Origin of the sequence: Roseovarius sp. BRH_c41 (genome assembly GCF_000961715.1) — a bacterium.
Classification (GTDB): domain Bacteria; phylum Pseudomonadota; class Alphaproteobacteria; order Rhodobacterales; family Rhodobacteraceae; genus Roseovarius.
The window spans coordinates 41,936-64,198 of record NZ_LADY01000053.1; the positions used below are offsets into that span (position 1 = coordinate 41,936).

Here is a 22,263-nt window from a genome sequence, read left to right on the forward strand (position 1 = left end):
CATCATGTTGCGTCTTACCCCCCTGATCCTCGCGCTCACCCTCGCCCTCACCCCCGCCCACGCGTTTGAGAGCAGCGCCGGCAACCTCACCGTGACCAAGATGGTCGACCGGCTCTCGGAGCCTTGGGCAATAGGCTTTCTACCAGAGGGTGGCGTGCTGATCACCGAAAAGGGCGGTCGCCTGCTGCGTGTGCAGGACGGCCAACGCAGCGAAATCACCGGCGTGGCCCAAATAGCCACACGCGGGCAGGGGGGCTTGCTTGACATCCTCGTGCCGCGCGACTTTGCCCGGACGCGTCAGCTTTATTTCACCTATTCCAAACCCCAGCAGGGCGGCCAAGGAACCGCCATCGCCCATGCCCGCCTTGCACCGGGCGCGGATCGCCTGACCGATTGGACGGTGATTTTCGAACTGGAACCCGGCTCCTCCGGCGGTCGTCACTTCGGCTCGCGGCTGGTCGAGGGGCGCGACGGGATGCTCTACGCCACCATCGGTGACCGGGGCGATGACACCTCGGCGCAGGATCTGGCCCGCCAGAACGGGTCGGTCATTCGCATCGCCCGTGACGGTCGCATCCCTGCCGATAATCCTTTCACCCAAACGAAAGGCGCAGAGCCCGAAATCTGGTCCTATGGCCACCGCAATCCGCAAGGCGCGGCGCTGGATGCCAAGGGCGACCTTTGGGTCGTGGAACACGGCGCGCGCGGCGGCGATGAGGTCAATCGCATCGCCAAAGGGGCCAATTATGGCTGGCCCGTGATCTCCTACGGACGTCACTACTCTGGGCTAAAGATCGGGGAAGGCACGCAAAAACCCGGCATGGAACAACCCGCCCATTACTGGGACCCCTCCATCGCGCCCTCGGGCATGATGATCTACACCGGTGACATGTTCCCCGACTGGCGCGGCGACATATTCGTAGGCTCATTGAAATTCGACATGATCTCACGCTTGGATGGCGCGCAGCTCACAGAGGTCGAGCGCCTCAAATCCTCTGATACCCGCCGCGTCCGTGACATCCGAGAGGCTCCGGATGGCTCGATCTGGTTTCTCAGCGTGGGGCAGGGCGCGGCCTACCGGCTCTCGCAATGACCTGGACCGCATTCTTTTCAAGAAAGCGGCACCCTGTCACACCGACAGCCGCGACGAATGCGCCCCACGCTCGCGATAGGGCGTCGTGTTGTAATGCGCCCGGTAGCATTTCGAGAAATGCGACGGCGAGGCAAAGCCACAGGCCAGCGCCACGTTGATCACCGTCATATCGGTCTGCATCAACAGATTGCGCGCCTTTTGCAGACGCAATTCCATGTAATACCGCTTGGGGCTGCGGCTCAGATACCGCCGGAACAACCGCTCGAGCTGCCGTGTCGACATGCCGACTTCGCGTGCCAGAACCGCCGGGCTGATCGGCTCCTCGATATTGCTCTCCATCATCTGGATCACTTGGCTCAGCTTGGGATGGCGCACGCCGATCCGTGTCGGCACGCTCAAACGCTGCGTGTCCTGATCGGTGCGGATCGAGCTGTAAATCTGCTGATCCGCCACCGCATTGGCCAGCTTCTCGCCGTGATCATCGGCAATGATATTCAGCATCAGGTCAATGGAAGAGGTGCCGCCCGCCGTGGTCATCCGGTTGCCGTCGATCACAAAGACCGACTTGGTCAGATGCACGTCCTCGAATTCCTCGATGAAACTGTCGTGGTTTTCCCAATGGATCGTGGCGCGCTTGCCATCCAGCAACCCGGCCTTGGCCAGAACATAGGCCGCCGTGCAGAGCCCGCCCATACGCAACCCTTTGCGCGCCTCGCGGCGCAGCCAGTTCAACATGCGCTTGGTTGCGGCGGCCTGCACATCGACACCACCACAGACCAATACCACATCGTCCCGGTTCAACTCTGCCAGCGGAAAATCAAGATAAAACCGGACACCGGCAGAGCAGGTGATGACCTCTTGGGAATCGCCACTGAGCGCCCAACTGTAGAGCTCTTCTTCCGCCATACGATTGGCAATACGCAGACATTCAATCGCCGACGCAAAGCTGAGAAGTGTAAAGTTATCGAGCAGCACAAACACAAAGCGTTTCGGCGCTTTGGGTGCCTTGACCTCGATTCTTGTGGCCTCTGACGTCATACTCATCCGAATCCCCGGCGCAATGGCCCTTATCGGGTCTGTCATGAAACTGTCTGGATTGACAAGAGAGGCCCTGCTATTTTGCGGCCAATTCCTGCGCGTTTCATATGGCCTCTCGTCCCTGCCTTTGTTAAGGACAAGGCTCAGAATACGATCAAGCGGAGTGACGACAATGACGGAATGGCAGAAAACAGGCTGGCGCGCGAAACCGCGGGTGCAGATGCCTGACTATACCGATGCCGCCGCTCTGGCCGGTGTCGAGGCCCGTCTGACACAATATCCGCCGCTGGTTTTCGCCGGCGAGGCGCGCCGCCTCAAGCGCGCTTTGGGGGCTGCCGCACGCGGCGAGGCGTTCTTGCTTCAAGGCGGCGACTGCGCCGAGGCCTTCGATCAGTTCTCGGCCGATGCGATCCGCGACACCTTCAAGGTGATGCTGCAAATGGCGATGGTGCTGACCTATGGGGCCAAGGTGCCGGTGGTCAAGGTTGGCCGCATGGCCGGTCAATTCGCCAAGCCGCGCTCGGCACCCACCGAGGTCATTGATGGCGTGGAACTGCCCAGCTACCGGGGTGACATCATCAACGAACTGGCCTTCACGCCGGAATCGCGCATCCCCAATCCGGAAAAGATGTTGCAGGCCTATACGCAGGCGGCTGCCACGCTGAACCTGCTGCGCGCTTTTTCAACAGGTGGCTATGCCGACGTGCATCAGGTGCATGCCTGGACGCTTGGCTTCACCGAGAGCGAAAAAGCCGCGAAATACCGCGAGATGGCCAATCACATCTCCGACGCGCTCGACTTCATGAAGGCGGCAGGCATCGACAGCGACAGTGCCCATACCCTCAAGACGGTGGATTTCTACACCTCGCATGAGGGGCTTTTGCTGGAATACGAAGAGGCCCTCTGTCGGCTTGATTCCACCTCCGGCAAATGGCTGGCAGGCTCGGGGCATATGCTCTGGATCGGTGACCGCACCCGTCAACCCGACGGTGCGCATGTCGAATTCCTGCGCGGCGTGCAGAACCCGATCGGCCTCAAATGCGGCCCGACCATGACCTCCGAGGATCTCAAGCGGCTGTTGGCCACGCTGAACCCGAGCAATGAGGCCGGGCGCCTGACGCTCATCGCGCGCTTCGGCGCGGGCAAGGTCGGTGACAACCTGCCGCGCCTGATCCGCACGGTCGAACAAGAGGGGGCCAATGTGCTCTGGGTTTGCGACCCGATGCATGGCAACACGATCAAATCGGCGACAGGCTACAAAACACGGCCCTTCGATTCCGTGCTGCGCGAGGTGCGCGAGTTCTTCGCGATCCACAAATCCGAGGCTACCATCCCCGGCGGCGTGCATTTCGAGATGACCGGTCAGGACGTGACCGAATGCACCGGCGGCATGCGTGCGCTCTCTGACGAAAACCTCTCGGCCCGCTATCACACCGCCTGCGACCCGCGCCTCAATGCCAGCCAGTCGCTGGAATTGGCCTTCCTTGTGGCCGAGGAACTCAAATCCCTGCGCCTTGAGCGCCGTCAGGCCGAGGCGGGCTGATAAACGGACTGATCGCAGCAGGGAATAACCCTGTTGCGGTTGGTCTGTTGCTGACGTTCATCTCAAGGGTAAGCCGCGCGGTCGCTGGGCCGCGAGACGGCCCAGCGACCGCGCGGCTACGCTCCGCGCCTTTGCTCCGCGCGTGGGCGCTTTGGGGGTCAATGTCGGCTCAAGACCCATCCCCAGGTGTTCCTACTTCACCACGCGCAGATAATCCCGCCCCCGGCTCATACCGCGCCCGCGCCCCTCGTCGCGCAGCCCGCCCGGTAAGGCGGCAAAGGGCTTCATTTCCGGCGCAACCGTTCCAATCGGCAGCACCCGAACCGCCTCCACCTCGAACCGCCGCGAGGCGCGCCCGATCTCGCCTTGCGTCACCAGACAGCCCAATGCGCGAGACACATCCCCCAGATCGCTGCGCAACGGCAACAGGATCATCCGCCCCGTTATCTCGGGCCGCCCCAATCCCGCTCTGGCATGCAGATCCAACTCCAACCGCGCGGGCCGCTCAAAGAGATCGACCAGCGCGAGCGCAAAGGCCTCACGCGCCGCGGGCGCAATGAAACTCGTGAGCGGCATGCCCCGCACTTCCATACCCATCAGGGCATTCAGATGAATCCCCGCGATGCGCAGCCGCGTCACACCCGGTGCGATCCGCTCGGCGATAAAGGCATTGGACAACAGCCCGCTGATCCGGCGCGGGTCGATGTCTGACCGGCGCGGCACGCTGTTGCGCTGACAAAGCCCCTCCCAATAGCTGCAAAGTGCCCGTAAATCCGCCTCTTGCCGCGCCTGCAAACCGTGTGATGCGCCCGGCACCTGCAAAATCGTCCTGTCATCCGGCATAATACACCTCACCTCCCAACGCCTGAAACCACCCGCGCCAACATCCCTGATCCGGTTTAATCCGCACCTGAGACACCGCGCGCTTGCTTCAAACTGACACAAGTTTCCGGGAATTTGTTTAAAAATCGCTGTGCTTGGTTAACCACTCACCCCCCAAGGCCACAGCCGAGACTTGCCAGCCGCCAGACCACGCACTAGGACGGGGCAAACCGGCACGATCCAAGGACGACCCAAGGCATGATCCATTCGATGACCGCTTTCGCGACGGCCAAGGGCGCGCATATGGGCCATAGCTGGGTTTGGGAATTGCGCGGCGTCAATGGCAAGGGGTTGGACCTGCGCCTGCGCGTGCCCGACTGGATCGACGGGTTGGAGCCAGCCCTCCGGGCAAGGCTGGGTCAGGCCTTGACACGCGGCAATGTGGCGCTGAGCCTGCGTGTCACCAGCGAGGATGCCAGCGGCCAGATGGCGGTGAATCCCGACCGGCTCGAGGATGTGCTGCGCGCCATGGCCCTGGTCGAAGACCGCGCCATGGCCTGCGGCCTGTCGCTCGGCCCCGGCACCGCCGCCGATATCCTGTCCCTGCGCGGCGTGCTCGAGGCAGGTGCGGGCGAGAGCGACACCAGCGCGCTCTGCGCGGCGCTCCTTGCGGATTTCGACCCCGTGCTCAACGATTTCCTCGCCATGCGCGCTTCAGAGGGTGCGGCACTTGCGCAGGTGCTGCGTGCCCAACTGGACGAGATTTCCCGCCTGACAACGGCGGCGCGCTCCTTGCTCGAGAGCCGCAGCGCCGATGTCGCCCGCGCGCATCAGAATGCCCTGTCGCGCCTGCGTGACGCGATGCCCGACCTTGATCCCGCCCGCCTTGCTCAGGAACTGGGCCTGCTCGCGGTCAAACTGGACGTGACCGAAGAGTTGGACCGCCTGACCGCCCATATCACAGCGACGCGGAGCTTGCTCGATGCCGGTTCGCCGCTCGGACGCAAGATCGACTTTCTCACACAGGAATTCAACCGAGAGGCCAACACGCTCTGCTCCAAGGCGCAGCATACCGGGCTGACCGAGATCGGTCTCAACCTCAAGACCGTGATCGACCAGATGCGCGAACAGGTGCAGAATGTCGAATGACGCGCGCGCGGTCAGCGCAGGATTTGAGTATTTGCACCAAGAAAAAGGGCAGGGCATAGAATGAGCAATCGCAGGGGTCTCTTGATCATTCTGTCCTCGCCCTCGGGTGCTGGCAAATCCACCCTCTCGCGGCGGCTGCGCGACTGGGATCCCACGATAGCCTTTTCGGTCTCGGCCACGACCCGTGCCCCGCGCCCCGGCGAGGTGGACGGGCAGGATTATCATTTCATGTCACAGTCGCGCTTCAAGCAGGATGTGGCGGCCGGAGAAATGCTGGAACATGCGCATGTGTTCGGCAATTTCTACGGCAGCCCGCGTGGCCCGGTGCAGGCGGCGATTGATGGCGGGCGTGACGTGCTCTTTGATATCGACTGGCAAGGCGCGCAGCAGATCCGCAACTCGGCGCTTGGCGCACATACGCTCTCGATCTTTCTGCTGCCCCCCTCGATCCGCGAATTGCACCGCAGGCTTGAGACGCGCGGGCAGGACACGCCCGAGGTGATCGCCAAACGGATGGAGAAAAGCTGGGATGAGATCAGCCATTGGGACGGCTATGATTTCGTGCTGGTGAATGACGATCTCGACACCACCGAGGCGCGGCTCAAGACCATCATCGAGGCCACGCGCCTGCGCCGCAGCCAGCAGCCGGGCCTGACCGCCCATGTACGCGCGCTGCAAACCGAATTCGAGGAGATGCAATGACGATCTACACGCTCGACGGCCACGCGCCGCAGATTGCCGAAAACACATGGATCGCCCCCGATGCGAACGTGATCGGCAAGGTGGTGATCGAGGATCTGGCCTCGATCTGGTTCGGCTGCACCCTGCGCGGCGACAATGAGGAAATCCGCGTCGGCGCTGGCAGCAATGTGCAGGAAAACTGCGTCCTGCACACAGATATGGGCTATCCGCTCCTCATCGGGCCGGGCTGCACCATCGGGCACAAGGCGATGCTTCATGGCTGTATTCTGGAGGAAAATGTGCTGATCGGCATGGGGGCCACGGTGCTCAACGGCGCACGCATCGGGCGCAACAGCCTGATTGGCGCAGGTGCCTTGATCACCGAGGGCAAGGAAATCCCCGAAGGCAGCCTCGTGATGGGCGCGCCGGGACGGGTGGTGCGCAGTCTGGACGCGGCCGCGATTGCGGCCCTGCGCGCCACGGCCTTGCATTATCAACAGAACCTGCGCCGGTATCGCACCGGCCTCACGGCGCTCTGACACGCGATGCAGGGTCTGGCCACCGTTCTCGCAGGCATCCCGCTTGCTGCCTTTCTGGTCGGGCCGCAGGATCGCATCCTTGCCGCCAATCAGGGCGCGCGCGACCTCTTGGGGCAGGGGCTCGAGGGGCGGCATCTTTTGACCGCGCTCCGCCAGCCCGATGTGCTCGAGGCGATCGAGGCGACATTGCGCGACCGTCAGCCACGCAAGATCACCTATCAAACCTCCGAGGCGGGGCGCGACAGCAGCTTTCAGGTGCATGTGGGCTATGTCGAAACCCTGGATGCGCGCGGCACGCTCGTGTGTTTCGAGGATTTGACCGAACGCGAACATGCCGCGCAGATGCGCCGTGATTTCGTGGCCAATGTCAGCCATGAATTGCGCACGCCTTTGACCGCGCTCATGGGCTTCATCGAAACGCTGCAAGGGCCTGCGCGCCACGATCAGGCCGCCATCGACCGCTTTCTCGGGATCATGCAATCCGAGGCGGCACGGATGGAACGCCTTGTGCGCGATCTTCTGTCACTCAGCCGGGTCGAGAGCGAAGAGCGCGTGCGCCCGCGCGACGAGGTGAACTTGGGGCAGGTGATCGGATCGGTTCTGCATGCGCTGCGCCCATTGGCGCGCGACCGCGCCTGCGACATCAGTTTCGATCCACCCGAAGGCATGGTGGTGCGCGGCAATGACGACCAGTTGCAACAGGTCTTTACCAACCTGATTGAAAACGCGATCAAATATGGCGGCACGGGCAACCACATCACAATCACGCTGGAGCGTACCCCGCGCGATGCCACCCTGCGCGCCCCGGCCATCGTGGCGCGCGTCCGTGATCAGGGCCCCGGCATCGACCCGCTGCATATCCCCCGCCTGACCGAGCGGTTCTACCGGGTCGACACCCACCGCTCGCGCGAGATGGGGGGCACCGGCCTTGGCCTCGCCATCGTCAAACATATCGTCAACCGCCACCGGGGACGGCTGCGAATCTCTTCCACGCCGGGTGAGGGCGCCGAGTTTTCGGTGATTCTGCCGCAATGGGACCGACAAGAACCCTAGCCAAACCCTGCGCGCGTAAAAAAACCTTCTGAAACCCGGCCTTTCCCGCGCTGTCATAAAACAGTTACATAAATGTAACAAAAGCGTTGTGGATCTCGCCTAGTGCTGGCCCCGAGGTCGCCCCTGCCTGGGCGCCCCGTGAAACCGAACTCAGGAGCAACTCATGCTGTTCAAATCCACCGTTTCCGCCCTGGCCCTGACGGCCCTCGCTGCTGGCACCGCCGCAGCCCGTGACAACATCCAGATCGCTGGCTCCTCGACCGTGCTGCCCTATGCCGCCATCGTCGCCGAAGCTTTTGGCGAAAATTTTGAATTCCCTACCCCGGTCGTTGAATCCGGCGGGTCGGGCGCTGGCCGCAAGAAACTCTGCGAAGGCGTCGGCGAGAACACCATCGATATCGCCAACTCTTCCTCGCGCATCAAGCAGTCGGATATCGACCTCTGCGCCTCGAATGGCGTGACCGAGATCATGGAAGTCCGCATCGGCTATGATGGCATCGTCTTTGCGTCCGACATCAACGGCCCGTCCTACGCCTTTACCCCGGCGGATTGGCACGCGGCGCTGGCGGCTCAGGTCGTCAAGGATGGCGCTCTGGCTGACAACACCAACAAGGTCTGGTCCGACGTGCGCGCCGACCTGCCCGGCGACGAAATCCTCGCTTTCGTGCCCGGCACCAAGCACGGCACCCGCGAAGTGTTCGACGAAAAGGTGATCATCGCCGGTTGCGAAGAAAACGGCACCTATGACGCGCATCTCGCGGCCAATGGCGGCGACGAGAAAGCCGCTGAAAAGGCCTGCATGGCGCTGCGCACCGATGGCGCGTCGATCGACATCGACGGCGATTACACCGAAACGCTGGCCCGCGTTGACGCCAACAAGAACGGCATCGGCGTCTTTGGTCTCTCGTTCTACCAGAACAACACCGACAAACTTCAGGTTGCCACGATGGGCGGCATTGAGCCTTCGGTCGAGACCATCGCATCCGGCGAATACCCGGTGTCGCGTCCGCTGTTCTTCTACGTCAAGAACGCACATCTTGATGTGATCCCGGGCATGCAGGAATACATCGAGTTCTTCGTCTCCGACGAGATCGCAGGCCCCGATGGCCCGCTCTCGGCCTATGGCCTCGTGTCCGACCCCGAGCTTGCCAAGACTCAGGAAATGGTTGCCAACCGCGTCCCCATGGGCGTGCTGAACTAAACCAAGACCTCCGAGGGGTGGCACCTCCGCGCCATCCCTCCCTTTTTGGCGGAGAGCAGATGAGTACCGGCTATATAATCCTGATCGTGCTCGGCCTTGGCGGGCTGGGCTTTTTCTTGGGGCGTGCGCGCGCCTTCGCAACCTCACACGCCACGGGCAAGAAATTGCATTCCCTGCCCAATTATTACGGTCAGGCCGTTGCCCTCTTCACTGCGGTCCCTGCGCTTCTCTTGATGCTGACGTGGCTCTTTGTGCAGCCGCTTCTGATCGAAGGTCGGATCGGACAGATGATCCCCGACAGCGTGATCCCCGACGGCGGGGCCAAGAGCCTTGTCATGGCCGATGTCCGCCGCATCGCGGAAGGGCTCGATGCGCTGATGGCGGCCAGACAAATGTCCGAGGCCGACCTTGACGCCATGCGCGCTGATTTCACCGATATCCGCAACCGCCTCGGCAATGTCGGCGTGGCGCTTGGTTCGGACGTGCCGGTGCCGGTGTTTGAGGCGGCCAAGGAACTGCGCAAGTCGCAGAATTCCGGCCATTTCCTGATGACCGTGGCGGTGCTTGGCTTGGCCCTCGCTCTGCTGGTCTGGTCATGGCTGCGCGTCCACCCCGACCAGCGCGCCCGCAACGCCTCGGAAACCTTCGTTCTGGCCCTGCTGATCGGCGCGTCGCTGGTGGCGATCCTCACAACCGTGGGCATCGTGGCCTCGCTTCTCTTCGAGACCATCAATTTCTTCAAGATGTATCCCGCCGGCGATTTCTTCTTTTCGACCGTCTGGAACCCGCAATTTCGCGGCGGCTCGGATCTGGGCATCCTGCCACTTTTGTGGGGCACGCTCTATGTCAGCTTTCTGGCCCTGCTGGTCGCTGTGCCGATTGGCCTGATGATCGCCATCTATCTCGCGGAATATGCCAGTAAAGCGCTGCGCGCCGTCGCCAAACCCGCGATCGAGGTTCTGGCTGGCATCCCGACCATCGTTTACGGTCTCTTTGCCCTGATCACCGTCGGCCCCTTCCTGCGCGACTATGTGGCCTCACCGCTTGGGCTTGGCTCCTCCTCGTCCTCGGTGCTGACAGCCGGTTTGGTGATGGGGATCATGCTCATTCCCTTTGTCTCGTCGCTCTCGGATGACATCATAAACGCGGTGCCGCAATCCATGCGGGACGGGGCTTATGGCCTCGGGGCCACCAAATCCGAAACCATCAAACAGGTGATCCTGCCTGCGGCTTTGCCGGGTGTTGTCGGGGCCATCCTTCTGGCGGCAAGCCGCGCCATCGGCGAGACGATGATCGTCGTCATGGGGGCAGGGGCCGCGGCCAAACTCGGCCTCAACCCCTTCGAGGCGATGACCACAATCACCGTCAAGATCGTGAGCCAGTTGACCGGCGACACTGAATTTGCCAGCCCCGAAACGCTGGTGGCCTTCGCCCTTGGCCTTACCCTGTTCGTCTTCACGCTTGGGCTCAATGTCATCGCCCTTGTGATCGTGCGCAAATACCGGGAGCAGTACGAATGACCGATTTCACCGCCTCAGACGCCGTCCCGGCCCCGCACAAAGGGTCCTTGCTAACCCAGGACGCCCGCACCAAGCAACGCAATGCCAAAGAGGCGCGGTTCCGCATGATGGGCCTTGTCGCGGTCACCATTGGCCTGCTGTCTCTGGTTGGCCTGCTGACCTCGATCCTCGCCAGCGGTCTGTCCTCCTTTCAACAGACCTATATCGAGCTGGAGGTCTATCTCGATCCCGCCAAACTCGACAAGACCGGCAACCGCAACCCGGAAGATATCGCCAAAGTGTCCACCTTTGGCTATGCGCCGCTGATCGACGCCGCAATGGGAGCAGCCATCGAACGTGTGGGGGCTGCGACCGACATCAACGCCAAAGCCGCAGGTGAGCTGATTTCCAAGGAGGCGCCTGCGTCCTTGCGCGACTTCGTTCTGGCGAACACCGATAGGATCGGCGAAACGGTGCAATTCGACCTTCTTGCAGCAGGCCGGATCGACGGGTTTTTCAAGGGTCGTGTGACCATGGAAACCGCTGCCCTCGACCGCAACATCTCCCCCGAGCAACTGCAACTCGCGGACCAACTCAAAGAGGCGGGCATCCTCACAACCAAGTTCAACTGGGCCTTCTTCACCGCGCCCGATGCCTCCGACACCCGCCCCGAGGCTGCCGGTCTCGGCGTGGCCATCATCGGCTCGATTTACATGATGCTGATCGTTTTGGTGCTGGCGCTGCCGCTCGGTGTAGCGGCCTCCATCTATCTCGAGGAATTCGCCCCCAAGAACCGTTGGACCGATCTCATCGAGGTGAATATCTCCAACCTCGCGGCGGTGCCCTCCATCGTCTTCGGTATCCTTGGCCTTGCGATCTTCATCAATATGGTGGGCCTGCCGCAATCAGCGCCTATCGTGGGTGGCCTCGTGTTGACCCTGATGACCCTGCCCACCATCATCATCGCCACCCGTGCGGCGCTCAAATCCGTGCCGCCCTCGATCCGCGATGCAGCGCTCGGTGTGGGCGCGTCCAAGATGCAGGCGATCTTTCACCACGTCCTGCCGCTCGCCATGCCCGGTATCCTCACCGGCGCAATCATCGGGTTGGCACAGGCGCTTGGCGAAACCGCGCCGCTGCTCCTCATCGGCATGGTGGCCTTTGTGCGCGAATACCCCGGCGGCCCGCCCGAGGGCTTCTTTGATCCTGCCGCCGCCCTACCGGTGCAGGTCTACAACTGGACCCAACGCGGCGATCCGGCCTTTGTCGAACGCGCGTCCGGGGCCATCATCGTGCTGCTCGTCTTCCTCGTGCTGATGAACATCGCTGCCATCCTTCTGCGCAGACGGTTTGAACGCCGCTGGTAAACAAAGGTATAGACACATGTATGACGCCCCAAAACTCTCGGAGACCAGAGTGAGCAATAATGACATCAAGATCGCCGCGCGCAATGTGCAGGTCTATTATGGCGATACGCATGCCATCAAGGACGTGAACGTCGATATCGCCGACAAGACCGTGACCGCCTTCATCGGCCCGTCGGGCTGTGGCAAGTCCACCTTCCTGCGCTGCATCAACCGGATGAATGACACCATCGACATCTGCCGCGTCGAGGGGGATATCCGCATCGACGGCGAAGACATCTACGACAAAAAGGTCGATCCGGTGCAATTGCGCGCCAAGGTGGGCATGGTGTTCCAGAAACCCAACCCATTCCCCAAGTCGATCTATGACAACGTGGCTTACGGTCCACGTATCCACGGTCTTGCCCGCACCAAAGCCGATCTTGACGAGATCGTCGAAAAGTCCCTGCGCCGCGCCGCGCTCTGGACCGAGGCCAAAGACCGGCTCGATCAGCCCGGCACCGGCCTCTCAGGGGGCCAGCAACAGCGCCTCTGCATCGCACGCGCCGTGGCCACCTCACCCGAAGTGCTCCTGATGGACGAACCCTGCTCGGCGCTCGATCCCATCGCCACCGCGCAGGTCGAGGAACTGATCGACGAGCTGCGCCAGGAGTTTTCCGTGGTCATCGTCACCCACTCGATGCAGCAGGCCGCCCGCGTCAGCCAGAAAACAGCCTTCTTCCACTTGGGTCATCTCGTCGAATTCGGCGACACCGGCCAGATTTTCACCAACCCCAAGGATGAGCGCACCGAGAGCTACATCACCGGGCGCATTGGCTAAGGAACTCCCCATGTCCGACCATCAGCACATCGTCTCCTCCTTCGACCGCGACCTCGAGACCATTCAGGCCCATATCATGAAGATGGGCGGCATGGTCGAACGCGCGATCTCCGATGCCGCCCGCTCGCTCGAATCCCGCGACGATGAACTTGCCGAAGAGGTGCGCGGCCGCGACAAGGCGATCGACGCGCTCGAAGAGCAGATCAACGAAGAGGCCGCCCGCGTGCTGGCCTTGCGGTCGCCCACCGCCGGCGACCTGCGGGTTGTCCTGACCGTGATCAAAATCTCCGCCAGCCTCGAGCGCATCGGCGACTATGCCAAGAACATGGCCAAGCGCACCTCGGTGCTCAGCCAGATGACCGCTGTCAACGGCTCGCCCGCTGCGCTGCGCCGCATGGCGCGCGAAGTTGAGGAAATGCTCAAGGATGTGCTCGATGCCTATATCCAGCGCGACATGGATCTTGCCAATGAGGTGATCCGGCGTGATCAGGATGTCGATCAGATGTATAATGCGATCTTTCGCGAATTCCTCACCTTCATGATGGAGGACCCGCGCAATATCACGCCCTGCATGCATTTGCATTTCATTGCCAAGAACACCGAGCGCATGGGTGATCTGGTCACGGCCATCGCAGAACAGGTGGTCTACCTCGTCTCGGGCTCCTTTCCGGAGGATCCGCGCCCCAAGGGCGACGACACGTCCATCGACCCCAATCTCGCCCCCAAGGTCAAGGCCTAGGATAGGAAAGCCCGATGTCCGCAGATCAGCCTACCGTCCTTCTCGTCGAAGACGAGCCAGCACAGCGTGAGGTGCTCGGCTATAATCTTCAGGCCGACGGTTTTCACGTCCTCACCGCCAGCAATGGCGAAGAGGCGCTCCTGATGGTGTCCGAGATGCCGCCCGACATCATTGTGCTTGACTGGATGATGCCGAATGTGTCGGGCATCGAGGTCTGCCGCCAACTCAAGACCCGCTCCGAAACACGCGGCATCCCGATCATCATGCTCTCGGCCCGCTCCGAAGAGGTGGACCGCGTACGCGGGTTGGAGACCGGAGCAGATGACTATGTGATCAAGCCTTATTCACTGGTCGAACTCATGGCCCGCGTCCGCGCCCAACTGCGCCGCACCCGCCCCGCAACCGTCGGCGAACGACTGGAATATCTCGACATCGTGCTCGATGCCGAAACCCATCGCGTGACCCGCAGCGAAAAGCCGCTGAAACTCGGCCCGACCGAATTTCGCCTGCTGTCCACCTTCATGGAAAAGCCAGGCCGCGTCTGGTCTCGCGAGCAGCTCCTTGACCGCGTTTGGGGTCGCGACATCTATGTCGACACCCGCACCGTCGATGTCCACATCGGCCGGTTGCGCAAGGCGCTCTGCCAATATGGCGGCGAAGACCCGCTGCGCACCGTGCGCGGCGCGGGCTACGCCTTAGGCTGACCGCGGGCTTGCGGGGGGCTGACGGCGTCAGAGCATGTCCATGCGGACCGCCTGTCAACCGTCGGTTAATCGGGTTTCATCTGAACGCACTATTCGACTCCTCTGGCCCTCCTGTTTCCAAGTCCAAGGCACGCGCGGCACCGGGGTAGGGGGATCAGTCCAATTCCCCGGACGACTCACGCATCCTCATCTTGCGGGCTGAGGCTTTCCAAATCGTTAAAGCCGTACGGAAACTCCGCACAATCGTACATCCCACCAAATCAGCCATCTCCCCACCCGGTCGCTCAGCGCGGTAACAGGTCCTCATCCTCGGCCTGTCCCGCCAGCCAATCGCGAAACTTGCGTAGCGCCGGATCGCGTCCGTTCTGAACGGGCCAAACCAAGTAATAAGCTCCTGAAATCAGCGTCTTGTCACCCCAAGCTATTGCCAATCGCCCCGTCGCCAGATCCTGTTCGGCCAGATAATCCGGCAAGAGCGCGACCCCCAGACCATGCAACGCCGCCTGTGTAATGGTTGAAAATTGATCATAGATCGTGCCCGACACCCTTGCCCCCAAAATCCCCTGAGCCTCGAACCATGTTGGCCAGGCAGAAGGCCGGGTTTCAATCTGTAAAAGCGGCAGACGCAAGAGGGACTCGGCACTCTCAATGGGTCCCTGTCGTGCTAGAAATTCGGGCGTTGCCACGGCAACAACCCGCTCCGTCCGCAGGCGCAAAGCCTCAGTGCCAAGCCAATCAGAATGCCCGAAATGTATCGCTGCATCAAAGGGTTCTGTGACAAAGTTAAATGGCTTCAACCGGGTCGACAGGTTGATTGTCACCTCCGGATGCAGCCGTGCAAAGTCTGCCAGTCGCGGCACCAGCCAACGCATCCCGAATGTGGGCAGAATCGCAAGGCTCAGACTGCCGCCCACCGGATTGACCGTCAGCTTGACCGAAGCCTGTGCAATCTGCTGCAATGCGCCGCGGATTTTATCCGCATAATCCGCCGCTTCCGGAGTCAGATGAATGCCACGGCCCTGCCGCACGATCAACCCGACACCAAGCTGATCTTCCAATGTTTTCAATTGCCTGCTGACCGCACTTTGTGTCTGTGAGAGCTCCGCCGCTGCCGCAGTGGCGCTGCCCAGACGATCAAGTGCCTCCAGCGCACGCAAGGATGATATGGACGGAAGAAAGCGGCGGGGCAGGGTCATTCTTGCGGTTTACTCATATGTCTATGTGAAATTATCGTTATTCTTCGCAACTATGCCAGTGTAACCTGCCCTCAACCTGTAAAAATACTCATAAGGAGCCCGCCATGAACGCCAAGACGCCGACGCTGCGCGCCAAGGATGCACCGGACCTTAACTCTTTCGATTGGGCCGACCCCTTCCGTCTGAATGACCAGCTCTCCGAAGAAGAGCGCATGATCGCCACAAGCGCCCGCACTTTCGCGCAAGAAGTGCTGCAACCACGCGTCATCGCCGCCTACCGAGAAGAGCGTGTGGATCCCGAAATATTCAAGGAAATGGGGAAGATGGGTCTTTTGGGCACCACCATCCCCGAGGAATACGGCGGGCTCGGCTCGAACTATGTCAGCTATGGCCTCGTCGCCCGCGAAATCGAGCGGGTTGATTCGGGTTACCGCTCGATGATGAGCGTGCAGTCCTCGCTCGTGATGTATCCGATCTACGCCTACGGGTCCGAAGAGCAGCGCCGCAAATATCTCCCCGGTCTGGCCAGCGGCGATCTCATCGGCTGTTTTGGCCTGACAGAACCGGACGCAGGCAGCGATCCCGCTGGTATGAAAACCCGTGCTGTGCGCACAGATAGTGGGTATCGCATCTCCGGCACCAAGATGTGGATATCAAATAGCCCTATCGCGGATGTGTTCGTGATCTGGGCCAAGTCCGACGCACATGACGGCAAGATCCGTGGTTTCGTGCTAGAGAAGGGTATGAAGGGCCTGAGTGCCCCCAAGGTCGGCGGCAAACTCTCGCTCCGTGCCTCCGTCACCGGTGAGATCGTTATGGATAATGTCGAGGTGCCGGAATCGTCACTTCTCCCTAATGTTCAAGGACTTAAAGGCCCCTTTGGATGTTTGAACCGGGCCCGCTACGGCATCGCTTGGGGTGTCATGGGGGCTGCGGAATTCTGCTGGCACGCGTCTCGGCAATACGGCCTTGACCGCAAGCAGTTCAACCGCCCCTTGGCCCAGACCCAACTCTTTCAGCTGAAACTGGCCAATATGCAGACCGAAATCACCTTGGGCCTGCAAGCCGCCCTGCGCGTCGGCCGCCTGATGGACGAGGCCAACGCCGCCCCCGAGATGATTTCGATGATCAAGCGCAACAATTGCGGCAAGGCGCTGGACATCGCCCGCCACGCCCGCGACATGCATGGCGGCAACGGAATTTCAGAGGAATTTCAAGTTATTAGGCATATGGTCAACCTCGAGACCGTGAACACGTACGAGGGCACCCATGACGTCCACGCCCTGATCCTGGGCCGCGCCCAGACCGGGCTTCAGGCCTTCTTCTGACCGATGTCGGCCCTTGGAAATCTGTGGCGTGACAACTCGCGTGAAACCTTCGCCGCACAGCCCCTGCACGGCGAACGCAGCGTGGACCTTGCAATTATCGGCGCGGGATTCACCGGACTGTCGGCGGCGCTCTATGCCGCGGGGCAGGGGGCCGATGTGGCGGTCCTTGAGGCCGAAACCGTGGGCGAGGGCGGCTCTGGACGCAATGTGGGCCTTGTCAATGCTGGCCTTTGGCTCCCTCCCGATGAGGTGTGCAAGATCCTGGGAGCAGAGGCAGGCGAGCATCTCAATGCCGTGCTGGCCGAGGCGCCCTCGCTGGTGTTCGACCTGATCGCGCAGCATGACATCGCCTGCGAACCCACGCGCAACGGAACCCTGCATCTCGCGCATGCGCCCAAGGCCATGGCAGACCTCGAGTCGCGCCATGCCCAACTGGCTGCGCGGGGTGCCCCGGTGCGCCTCATTGACATGAAGACAACCGTGCAACGCACGGGAACAGATCGGTTTTATGGCGCACTCCATGATGCGCGCGCGGGCACGATTCAGCCGCTCGCCTATGCGCGCGGCCTGGCCCGCGCCGCCCAGACCGCCGGTGCCCTGATCTGCGAAGGAACCCCCGTCACTGCTGCCGAACACCGCAGCGGACAATGGATCATCACCACCCCCGGCGGCAAACTCCGCGCGCGGCATCTGCTCATCGCCACCAACGCCTATCACCGCCCCATCACCCATGTGGCTCGTCCCGATGTGCCGATCGTCCAGTATTTCCAACTGGCGACTGCCCCAATTGGCGACAATCGCGCAGGTGAAATTCTGGCCGGAGGCGAGGGGTGTTGGGACACAGGCCTCGTGATGACGTCGGTACGCCGCGATCAGGCAGGGCGCGTGATCCTCGGCGGTATGGGTGGCGATGTCGCTTTGCACGCCGACTGGGCCCGTCGCAAACTGGCACAGCTTTTCCCGCGTCTTGCAGGGGCCGACATCGCGCATGCTTGGGCCGGGCGCATCGCCATGACCTATGATCATTTGCCGCGCATTCAACGCATGGGGCAGGGCGCGCTTGCCATTTTCGGATACTCTGGCCGCGGCATCGGTCCCGGCACGGTGTTCGGTCGTGCGGCGGCTCAGGCTTTGCTGAGCGGCGATGAAACCGGTCTTCCAGTTCCCGTGGTAGACAGCCACTCAGAACACTTCGTCACACTGAAATCACTCTATTACGAGACAGGGGCACGTCTGGTGCATCTGGCTGCCGCCCGCCGCTGAGCAAAAACGCACACAGACTTGTTGATCCTGCCCCAGTTGCAGAGCGTCATTGTTCGTTTATGTCAGCATGCGTGATGTAACAGGAGCATGACATGGCCCTCACCGAGACCGGCGGCAGCTTTACCCGAGGCAATCTTTTTCGGCACATATCGGTGATGTCCTTCACCTCGAGCATCGGATTGATGGCGATTTTCGCTGTCGATCTTATTGATATCCTTTTCATTTCCATGCTGGGCCGCGAAGAATTGGCGGCTGCCGCAGGCTATGCCAGCACGGTCATGTTCTTTGCCAGCGCGGTCAATATCGGGCTCTCCATCGCCGCAGGCGCGTTGGTGGCACAGGCAGAAGGGCGCGAGGATCGTGCCGCCGCCCGCGATTATGCCAGCACAACGGCCGTTATCGCCATCGGTGTTGGCCTCATTCTGCCGCTTCTGGCCTTGCCGTTCATTGACGACATTCTCGGGCTTGTCGGGGCCAAAGGGGCCATGCTCGATATGGCGGCCAGCTATCTCTGGATCATCCTGCCCACAACCTTTGTTTCTGGCCTCTCCATGGTCGCAGTGGCCGTGCTGCGGGCCTATGGCGACGCACGCGGCGCAATGTATCCGGCGCTTTTGGGTGCCGCCGTCAATCTCGTGATGGACCCGATCCTGATATTCAGCCTCAGCATGGGGCTTGAGGGGGCGGCATTGGCGACCGTGGTGGCACGCGTGGCGACCATGGTTCTGGCGCTCAGTCTCGCCATGTCCCGGTACAACGCATTTTCCAAACCGCATTTGGGATGTGTGCTGCGCGATTGCGGCGGCGCAATCAAGATTGCGGTGCCTGCCGTTCTGGCCACCGTCGCAACCCCGGTCGGGGCTGCCATCGTAACGCGGGAAATGGCAAAATACGGCGCGGATGCCGTCGCGGGCATGGCCGTGATCAATCGCCTTATTCCAGTGGTTTTCTCAGTCGTTCTCGCGCTTTCCGGAGCGATTGGCCCGATCTTTGGACAGAACTTCGGGGCAGGGCGACTGGATCGGGTGCAAGAGACCTTCTTTGACGGACTCAAATTTCTAGCCCTCTACGTGATCGCTATGTCGGCGCTGCTCTTCGTCTTCCGCGCTCCCATCGCGGACCTGTTCAATGCCACCGGCGAGATGCGCACCTTGCTTTACCTGTACCTCGGGCCGTTGGCCCTTGCGTCTTTCTTCAACGGCACGATCTTTGTCGCCAACGCCTCGTTCAACAACCTTGGGCATCCGGGCTATTCGACATCGGTCAACTGGGCGCGCAACACGTTGGGCATCTGGCCCTTTGCCATCGCCTTCGGAATGATCTGGGGGGCGCAAGGCGTGTTGTTGGGACAGGCCGTGGGTGGGGTGGTCTTTGCGGCGCTTGCCACCTGGCTCAGCTTGAGAGTGATCGAAGCCCCTTGCAAAGATCCGCTCTTGGGGCATTACGCGTGTCCGGATCATCGTATGCAGATCGTCATGAACCGCTGCAACCGGTCCTGACTACCCTCACCCATGCATCGCATAATCAGTATTATGTAACCTATAGGTGGCAGCCAAGCCACATGCAGCGGTGTTAAAGTTAAAGTTTAATCAAGTATTACATCTAGTTACCGAGAAATGTTAATTCACGACCCCAGTGAGGAGTAAGTTTTCTGCGACACCTTCCCTTGTCAGGTCAAGTTCACTAGGGTGTCCCAAGGTCGGCCTTACCGCTTGATCCACGAGATACGACCACAGAAGTCTCGACAGGCCAAGGATTTGCGGTTTAAGAGAAGGTCTCAGGAGCGAAGCCATGACCGCAATTCTATTTTTGAACGGACCAAACCTCAATCTTTTGGGGACGCGGCAGCCTGAGGTTTACGGGCGCACGACCTTGAAAGACATCGAAACGATGTGCCAAGCCGCCGCCGCTCAGCGCGGTGTCACCGTCGCCTTTGCCCAGAGCAATCACGAAGGTGCGCTGCTCGACGCCATTCATGCGGCTCGCGGAACCTATGACGGAATTATCCTCAACGCCGGAGCCTATACCCATACCTCCGTCGCCCTGATGGATGCGATCAGCTCCGTGGCCATTCCAACGATTGAACTGCATCTCTCCAACGTCCACGCCCGCGAGGCGTTTCGGCACCAGTCTTACATTGCGCGCGTGGCTGTGGGTGTGATCTGCGGCTTTGGCGCGCGGGGCTATGTCCTCGCACTCGACGCATTGCTTGGCCATCTGGAGAGTCCCGGATGATAGAAGCCTCCAGCATCAATGCCCTGTTGAATGCCGCATCTATCGAAGAACTCTGGGATCTGCACACCCGGTTCATGGCGGACTATGGCTTTGATCGTTTGATCTACGGCTACACGCGCTATCGCACCGCAACCTCTCTGGGCGACCCCGACGATTTTCTCATGCTGACGAACCACAGTCCCAGGTATACGGATGTCTTCGTGGGCGAAGGTTTGTATTTCAATGCCCCGATGGTCCGCTGGGCCCTCGACAATGACGGCGCCTGCTCTTGGTCCGTGTTGCGCGACATGATCGACAGCGGGACGCTGACCAAGCAAGAGCGCCGGGTGTTCGAGTTCAACCAATCGCACGGTGTCACGGCAGGCTATTCCATCAGTTTCAAATCCCTCAGCCCACGCACCAAAGGGGCCATCGCCCTCACCGCACAAAAAGGCATGATGCAATCAGAAGTGGATGCGCTCTGGAAAAAGAGTGGCGAACAGATCCTCGCCCTCAATAATGTGGCGCATCTTCGGATTCTCTCCCTGCCCTATACCGCACCGGGCCGTGCCCTCACACCACGACAGCGCGAAGTGCTCGGTTGGGTCGGTGACGGCAAGACCGTCCAGGATATCGCGATCATCATGGGCCTGACCTCTGCCACCGTGGAAAAGCACCTGCGCCTCGCGCGTCATGCACTCTCAGTCGAAACCACGGCACAGGCGGTTCTAAAAGCTGCATTTCAGAATCAGATTTTCATTCTCGAGAAATAAAGTTCATTAAAATCGGATAGATATCAGATGGTATGGAATACCTTACTTTCCTGAGTTGACGTTACGTAGCATGATCTCACTGTTCCGTGAGTGGTGGCTATTTGCCTGGGAACACTTCGGATTGCGGAGCCTGTTTTATTGAGCAGGTGACGTCGTCCTTTCCGGTCCTGCCGGATGTCGGCCGTTGGTTCTTATTGATCGGAACTGACGGTCGGCGCCTATCTAAACGTCGTTTCATCCCCAATAGACGACGCGATCCAAGACCGGTGTCATCCCTCGGGGTGGCACCGGTTTCATTTTGGCGCCGCCGCGAATGAAAAAGGGCACCCCAAAGGATGCCCTTAATAGTTGAATATCACCAGAGCTTAGCCCTGTGCGACCTTGGCCACTTCTGCGGCGAAATCTTCTTCTTTCTTCTCGATGCCTTCGCCCACTTCCAGACGCACGAAACCGATGATCTCGGTGCCGGCGTCCTTGGCTGCTGCCTCGACGGTCAGATCGGGGTTCATCACAAAGGACTGACCCATCAACGTCACCTCTGCCATGAACTTGGCCATGCGGCCCACGATCATCTTCTCGATCACAGCGTCCGGCTTGCCCGATTCGCGCGCGATGTCGATTTGAACCTGACGTTCCTTCTCGACAATCGCCGGGTCCAGAACCGCTTCGTTCAGCGCGGCGGGGTTGGTTGCGGCAACATGCATCGCCACTTGGCGGGCAAAACCCTCATCACCCTTGAAGGCCACGAGAACGCCGATCTTGCCCATACCCTCGGCTGCGGCATTGTGGACATAGGCCACCACACCGTCGCCTTCGATCCGGGCCATCCGGCGCAGCGCCATGTTCTCGCCGATGGTGGCGATCTTGTCGGTCACGATATCAGCGACGGCCTTGCCATTCACTGTGGCGGCCTTCAGGGCCTCCACATCGGCCACACCGACAGCGGCATCGGCAATCGTAGCCACCATGCCCTGAAAATCAGCGTTCTTGGCAACAAAGTCGGTCTCGGAGTTGATCTCGACCGCCACACCGACGCCGCCCGCGACCTTGACCGCGACAAGACCCTCAGCCGCAGTGCGGCCGGATTTCTTGGCAGCCTTGGCCAGCCCCTTGGTGCGCAGCCAATCGACAGCGGCTTCCATGTCGCCATCGGTTTCGGTCAACGCTTTCTTTGCGTCCATCATGCCTGCGCCCGTGCTCTCGCGCAGTTCTTTAACCATTGCAGCAGTGATCGCCATACCGGC

21 protein-coding genes are annotated in these 22,263 nt (G+C 61.0%); 17 read left to right on the plus strand and 4 right to left on the minus strand.

Annotation, left to right across the window (positions count from 1 at the left end; translation table 11 throughout):
- Positions 1 to 4 precede the first annotated feature (4 nt).
- Complete coding sequence (locus tag VR71_RS15420) at positions 5 to 1,093, plus strand: PQQ-dependent sugar dehydrogenase (RefSeq protein WP_045685637.1); 1,089 nt, start codon at positions 5 to 7, stop codon at positions 1,091 to 1,093.
- A gap of 36 nt (positions 1,094 to 1,129) precedes the next feature.
- On the opposite strand, the gene VR71_RS15425 is transcribed toward VR71_RS15420, so the two are convergent.
- Entirely contained in the window at positions 1,130 to 2,131 is a 1,002-nt protein-coding gene (locus VR71_RS15425; RefSeq protein WP_045685771.1) for a GlxA family transcriptional regulator, read from the minus strand.
- 172 nt (positions 2,132 to 2,303) lie between these two features.
- Here VR71_RS15425 and VR71_RS15430 point away from each other — a divergent pair, with 172 nt between their 5' ends.
- Complete coding sequence (locus tag VR71_RS15430) at positions 2,304 to 3,674, plus strand: class II 3-deoxy-7-phosphoheptulonate synthase (RefSeq protein WP_045685638.1); 1,371 nt, start codon at positions 2,304 to 2,306, stop codon at positions 3,672 to 3,674.
- A 192-nt stretch (positions 3,675 to 3,866) separates the two neighbouring features.
- On the opposite strand, the gene VR71_RS15435 is transcribed toward VR71_RS15430, so the two are convergent.
- Complete coding sequence (locus VR71_RS15435) at positions 3,867 to 4,517, minus strand: PAS domain-containing protein (RefSeq protein WP_045685639.1); 651 nt, start codon at positions 4,515 to 4,517, stop codon at positions 3,867 to 3,869.
- Between the two features lie 237 nt (positions 4,518 to 4,754).
- Here VR71_RS15435 and VR71_RS15440 point away from each other — a divergent pair, with 237 nt between their 5' ends.
- From VR71_RS15440 to phoB, 10 genes are all read left to right on the plus strand, one after another.
- The gene (locus VR71_RS15440) at positions 4,755 to 5,645 is read left to right on the plus strand and encodes a YicC/YloC family endoribonuclease (protein WP_045685640.1); all 891 of its coding nucleotides are present in this window, start codon (positions 4,755 to 4,757) and stop codon (positions 5,643 to 5,645) included.
- A 60-nt stretch (positions 5,646 to 5,705) separates the two neighbouring features.
- On the plus strand, positions 5,706 to 6,347 hold the full coding sequence (gmk, locus tag VR71_RS15445; RefSeq protein ID WP_045685643.1) for a guanylate kinase: 642 nt from the start codon (positions 5,706 to 5,708) through the stop codon (positions 6,345 to 6,347).
- Positions 6,344 to 6,865, plus strand: a complete 522-nt coding sequence (locus tag VR71_RS15450; RefSeq protein WP_045685645.1) for a gamma carbonic anhydrase family protein — start codon at positions 6,344 to 6,346, stop codon at positions 6,863 to 6,865. Before gmk ends, VR71_RS15450 begins: the two co-directional genes overlap by 4 nt.
- Before the next feature lie 6 nt (positions 6,866 to 6,871).
- On the plus strand, positions 6,872 to 7,918 hold the full coding sequence (locus VR71_RS15455; protein ID WP_009818862.1) for an ATP-binding protein: 1,047 nt from the start codon (positions 6,872 to 6,874) through the stop codon (positions 7,916 to 7,918).
- A gap of 163 nt (positions 7,919 to 8,081) precedes the next feature.
- Positions 8,082 to 9,119: a substrate-binding domain-containing protein gene (locus VR71_RS15460; protein WP_045685647.1), complete on the plus strand. Its 1,038-nt coding sequence runs from the start codon at positions 8,082 to 8,084 to the stop codon at positions 9,117 to 9,119.
- 59 nt (positions 9,120 to 9,178) lie between these two features.
- Entirely contained in the window at positions 9,179 to 10,639 is a 1,461-nt protein-coding gene (gene pstC / locus VR71_RS15465; RefSeq protein ID WP_009818864.1) for a phosphate ABC transporter permease subunit PstC, read from the plus strand.
- On the plus strand, positions 10,636 to 11,985 hold the full coding sequence (pstA, locus tag VR71_RS15470) for a phosphate ABC transporter permease PstA (protein WP_045685649.1): 1,350 nt from the start codon (positions 10,636 to 10,638) through the stop codon (positions 11,983 to 11,985). Before pstC ends, pstA begins: the two co-directional genes overlap by 4 nt.
- 16 nt (positions 11,986 to 12,001) lie before the next feature.
- Entirely contained in the window at positions 12,002 to 12,802 is an 801-nt protein-coding gene (gene pstB / locus VR71_RS15475; RefSeq protein ID WP_009818866.1) for a phosphate ABC transporter ATP-binding protein PstB, read from the plus strand.
- A 10-nt stretch (positions 12,803 to 12,812) separates the two neighbouring features.
- Positions 12,813 to 13,541, plus strand: coding sequence for a phosphate signaling complex protein PhoU (phoU, locus tag VR71_RS15480; protein WP_009818867.1), 729 nt, complete (start codon positions 12,813 to 12,815; stop codon positions 13,539 to 13,541).
- Between the two features lie 14 nt (positions 13,542 to 13,555).
- A complete protein-coding gene (phoB, locus tag VR71_RS15485) occupies positions 13,556 to 14,245 on the plus strand; it encodes a phosphate regulon transcriptional regulator PhoB (protein WP_009818868.1) in 690 nt (229 codons plus the stop codon).
- A 284-nt stretch (positions 14,246 to 14,529) separates the two neighbouring features.
- On the opposite strand, the gene VR71_RS15490 is transcribed toward phoB, so the two are convergent.
- Complete coding sequence (locus tag VR71_RS15490) at positions 14,530 to 15,441, minus strand: LysR substrate-binding domain-containing protein (protein ID WP_045685651.1); 912 nt, start codon at positions 15,439 to 15,441, stop codon at positions 14,530 to 14,532.
- Between the two features lie 104 nt (positions 15,442 to 15,545).
- Here VR71_RS15490 and VR71_RS15495 point away from each other — a divergent pair, with 104 nt between their 5' ends.
- The 5 genes from VR71_RS15495 to VR71_RS15515 all read left to right on the plus strand — a co-directional run bounded on the left by VR71_RS15495 (position 15,546) and on the right by VR71_RS15515 (position 21,019).
- Entirely contained in the window at positions 15,546 to 16,769 is a 1,224-nt protein-coding gene (locus tag VR71_RS15495) for an acyl-CoA dehydrogenase (protein ID WP_045685653.1), read from the plus strand.
- Positions 16,770 to 16,772: 3 nt separating this feature from the next.
- Entirely contained in the window at positions 16,773 to 18,032 is a 1,260-nt protein-coding gene (locus VR71_RS15500; RefSeq protein ID WP_045685655.1) for an FAD-binding oxidoreductase, read from the plus strand.
- Between the two features lie 92 nt (positions 18,033 to 18,124).
- Complete coding sequence (locus VR71_RS15505) at positions 18,125 to 19,531, plus strand: MATE family efflux transporter (protein WP_009818872.1); 1,407 nt, start codon at positions 18,125 to 18,127, stop codon at positions 19,529 to 19,531.
- Between the two features lie 292 nt (positions 19,532 to 19,823).
- Positions 19,824 to 20,267 (plus strand): type II 3-dehydroquinate dehydratase, encoded by a 444-nt coding sequence (gene aroQ / locus VR71_RS15510; RefSeq protein ID WP_009818874.1) that lies wholly within the window; start codon positions 19,824 to 19,826, stop codon positions 20,265 to 20,267.
- Positions 20,264 to 21,019, plus strand: a complete 756-nt coding sequence (locus VR71_RS15515; RefSeq protein WP_045685657.1) for a LuxR family transcriptional regulator — start codon at positions 20,264 to 20,266, stop codon at positions 21,017 to 21,019. The genes aroQ and VR71_RS15515 overlap by 4 nt, the downstream gene beginning before the upstream one ends.
- 365 nt (positions 21,020 to 21,384) lie before the next feature.
- Here VR71_RS15515 and tsf read toward each other — a convergent pair whose 3' ends face one another.
- Entirely contained in the window at positions 21,385 to 22,257 is an 873-nt protein-coding gene (gene tsf / locus VR71_RS15520; protein ID WP_009818876.1) for a translation elongation factor Ts, read from the minus strand.
- Positions 22,258 to 22,263: the final 6 nt, after the last annotated feature.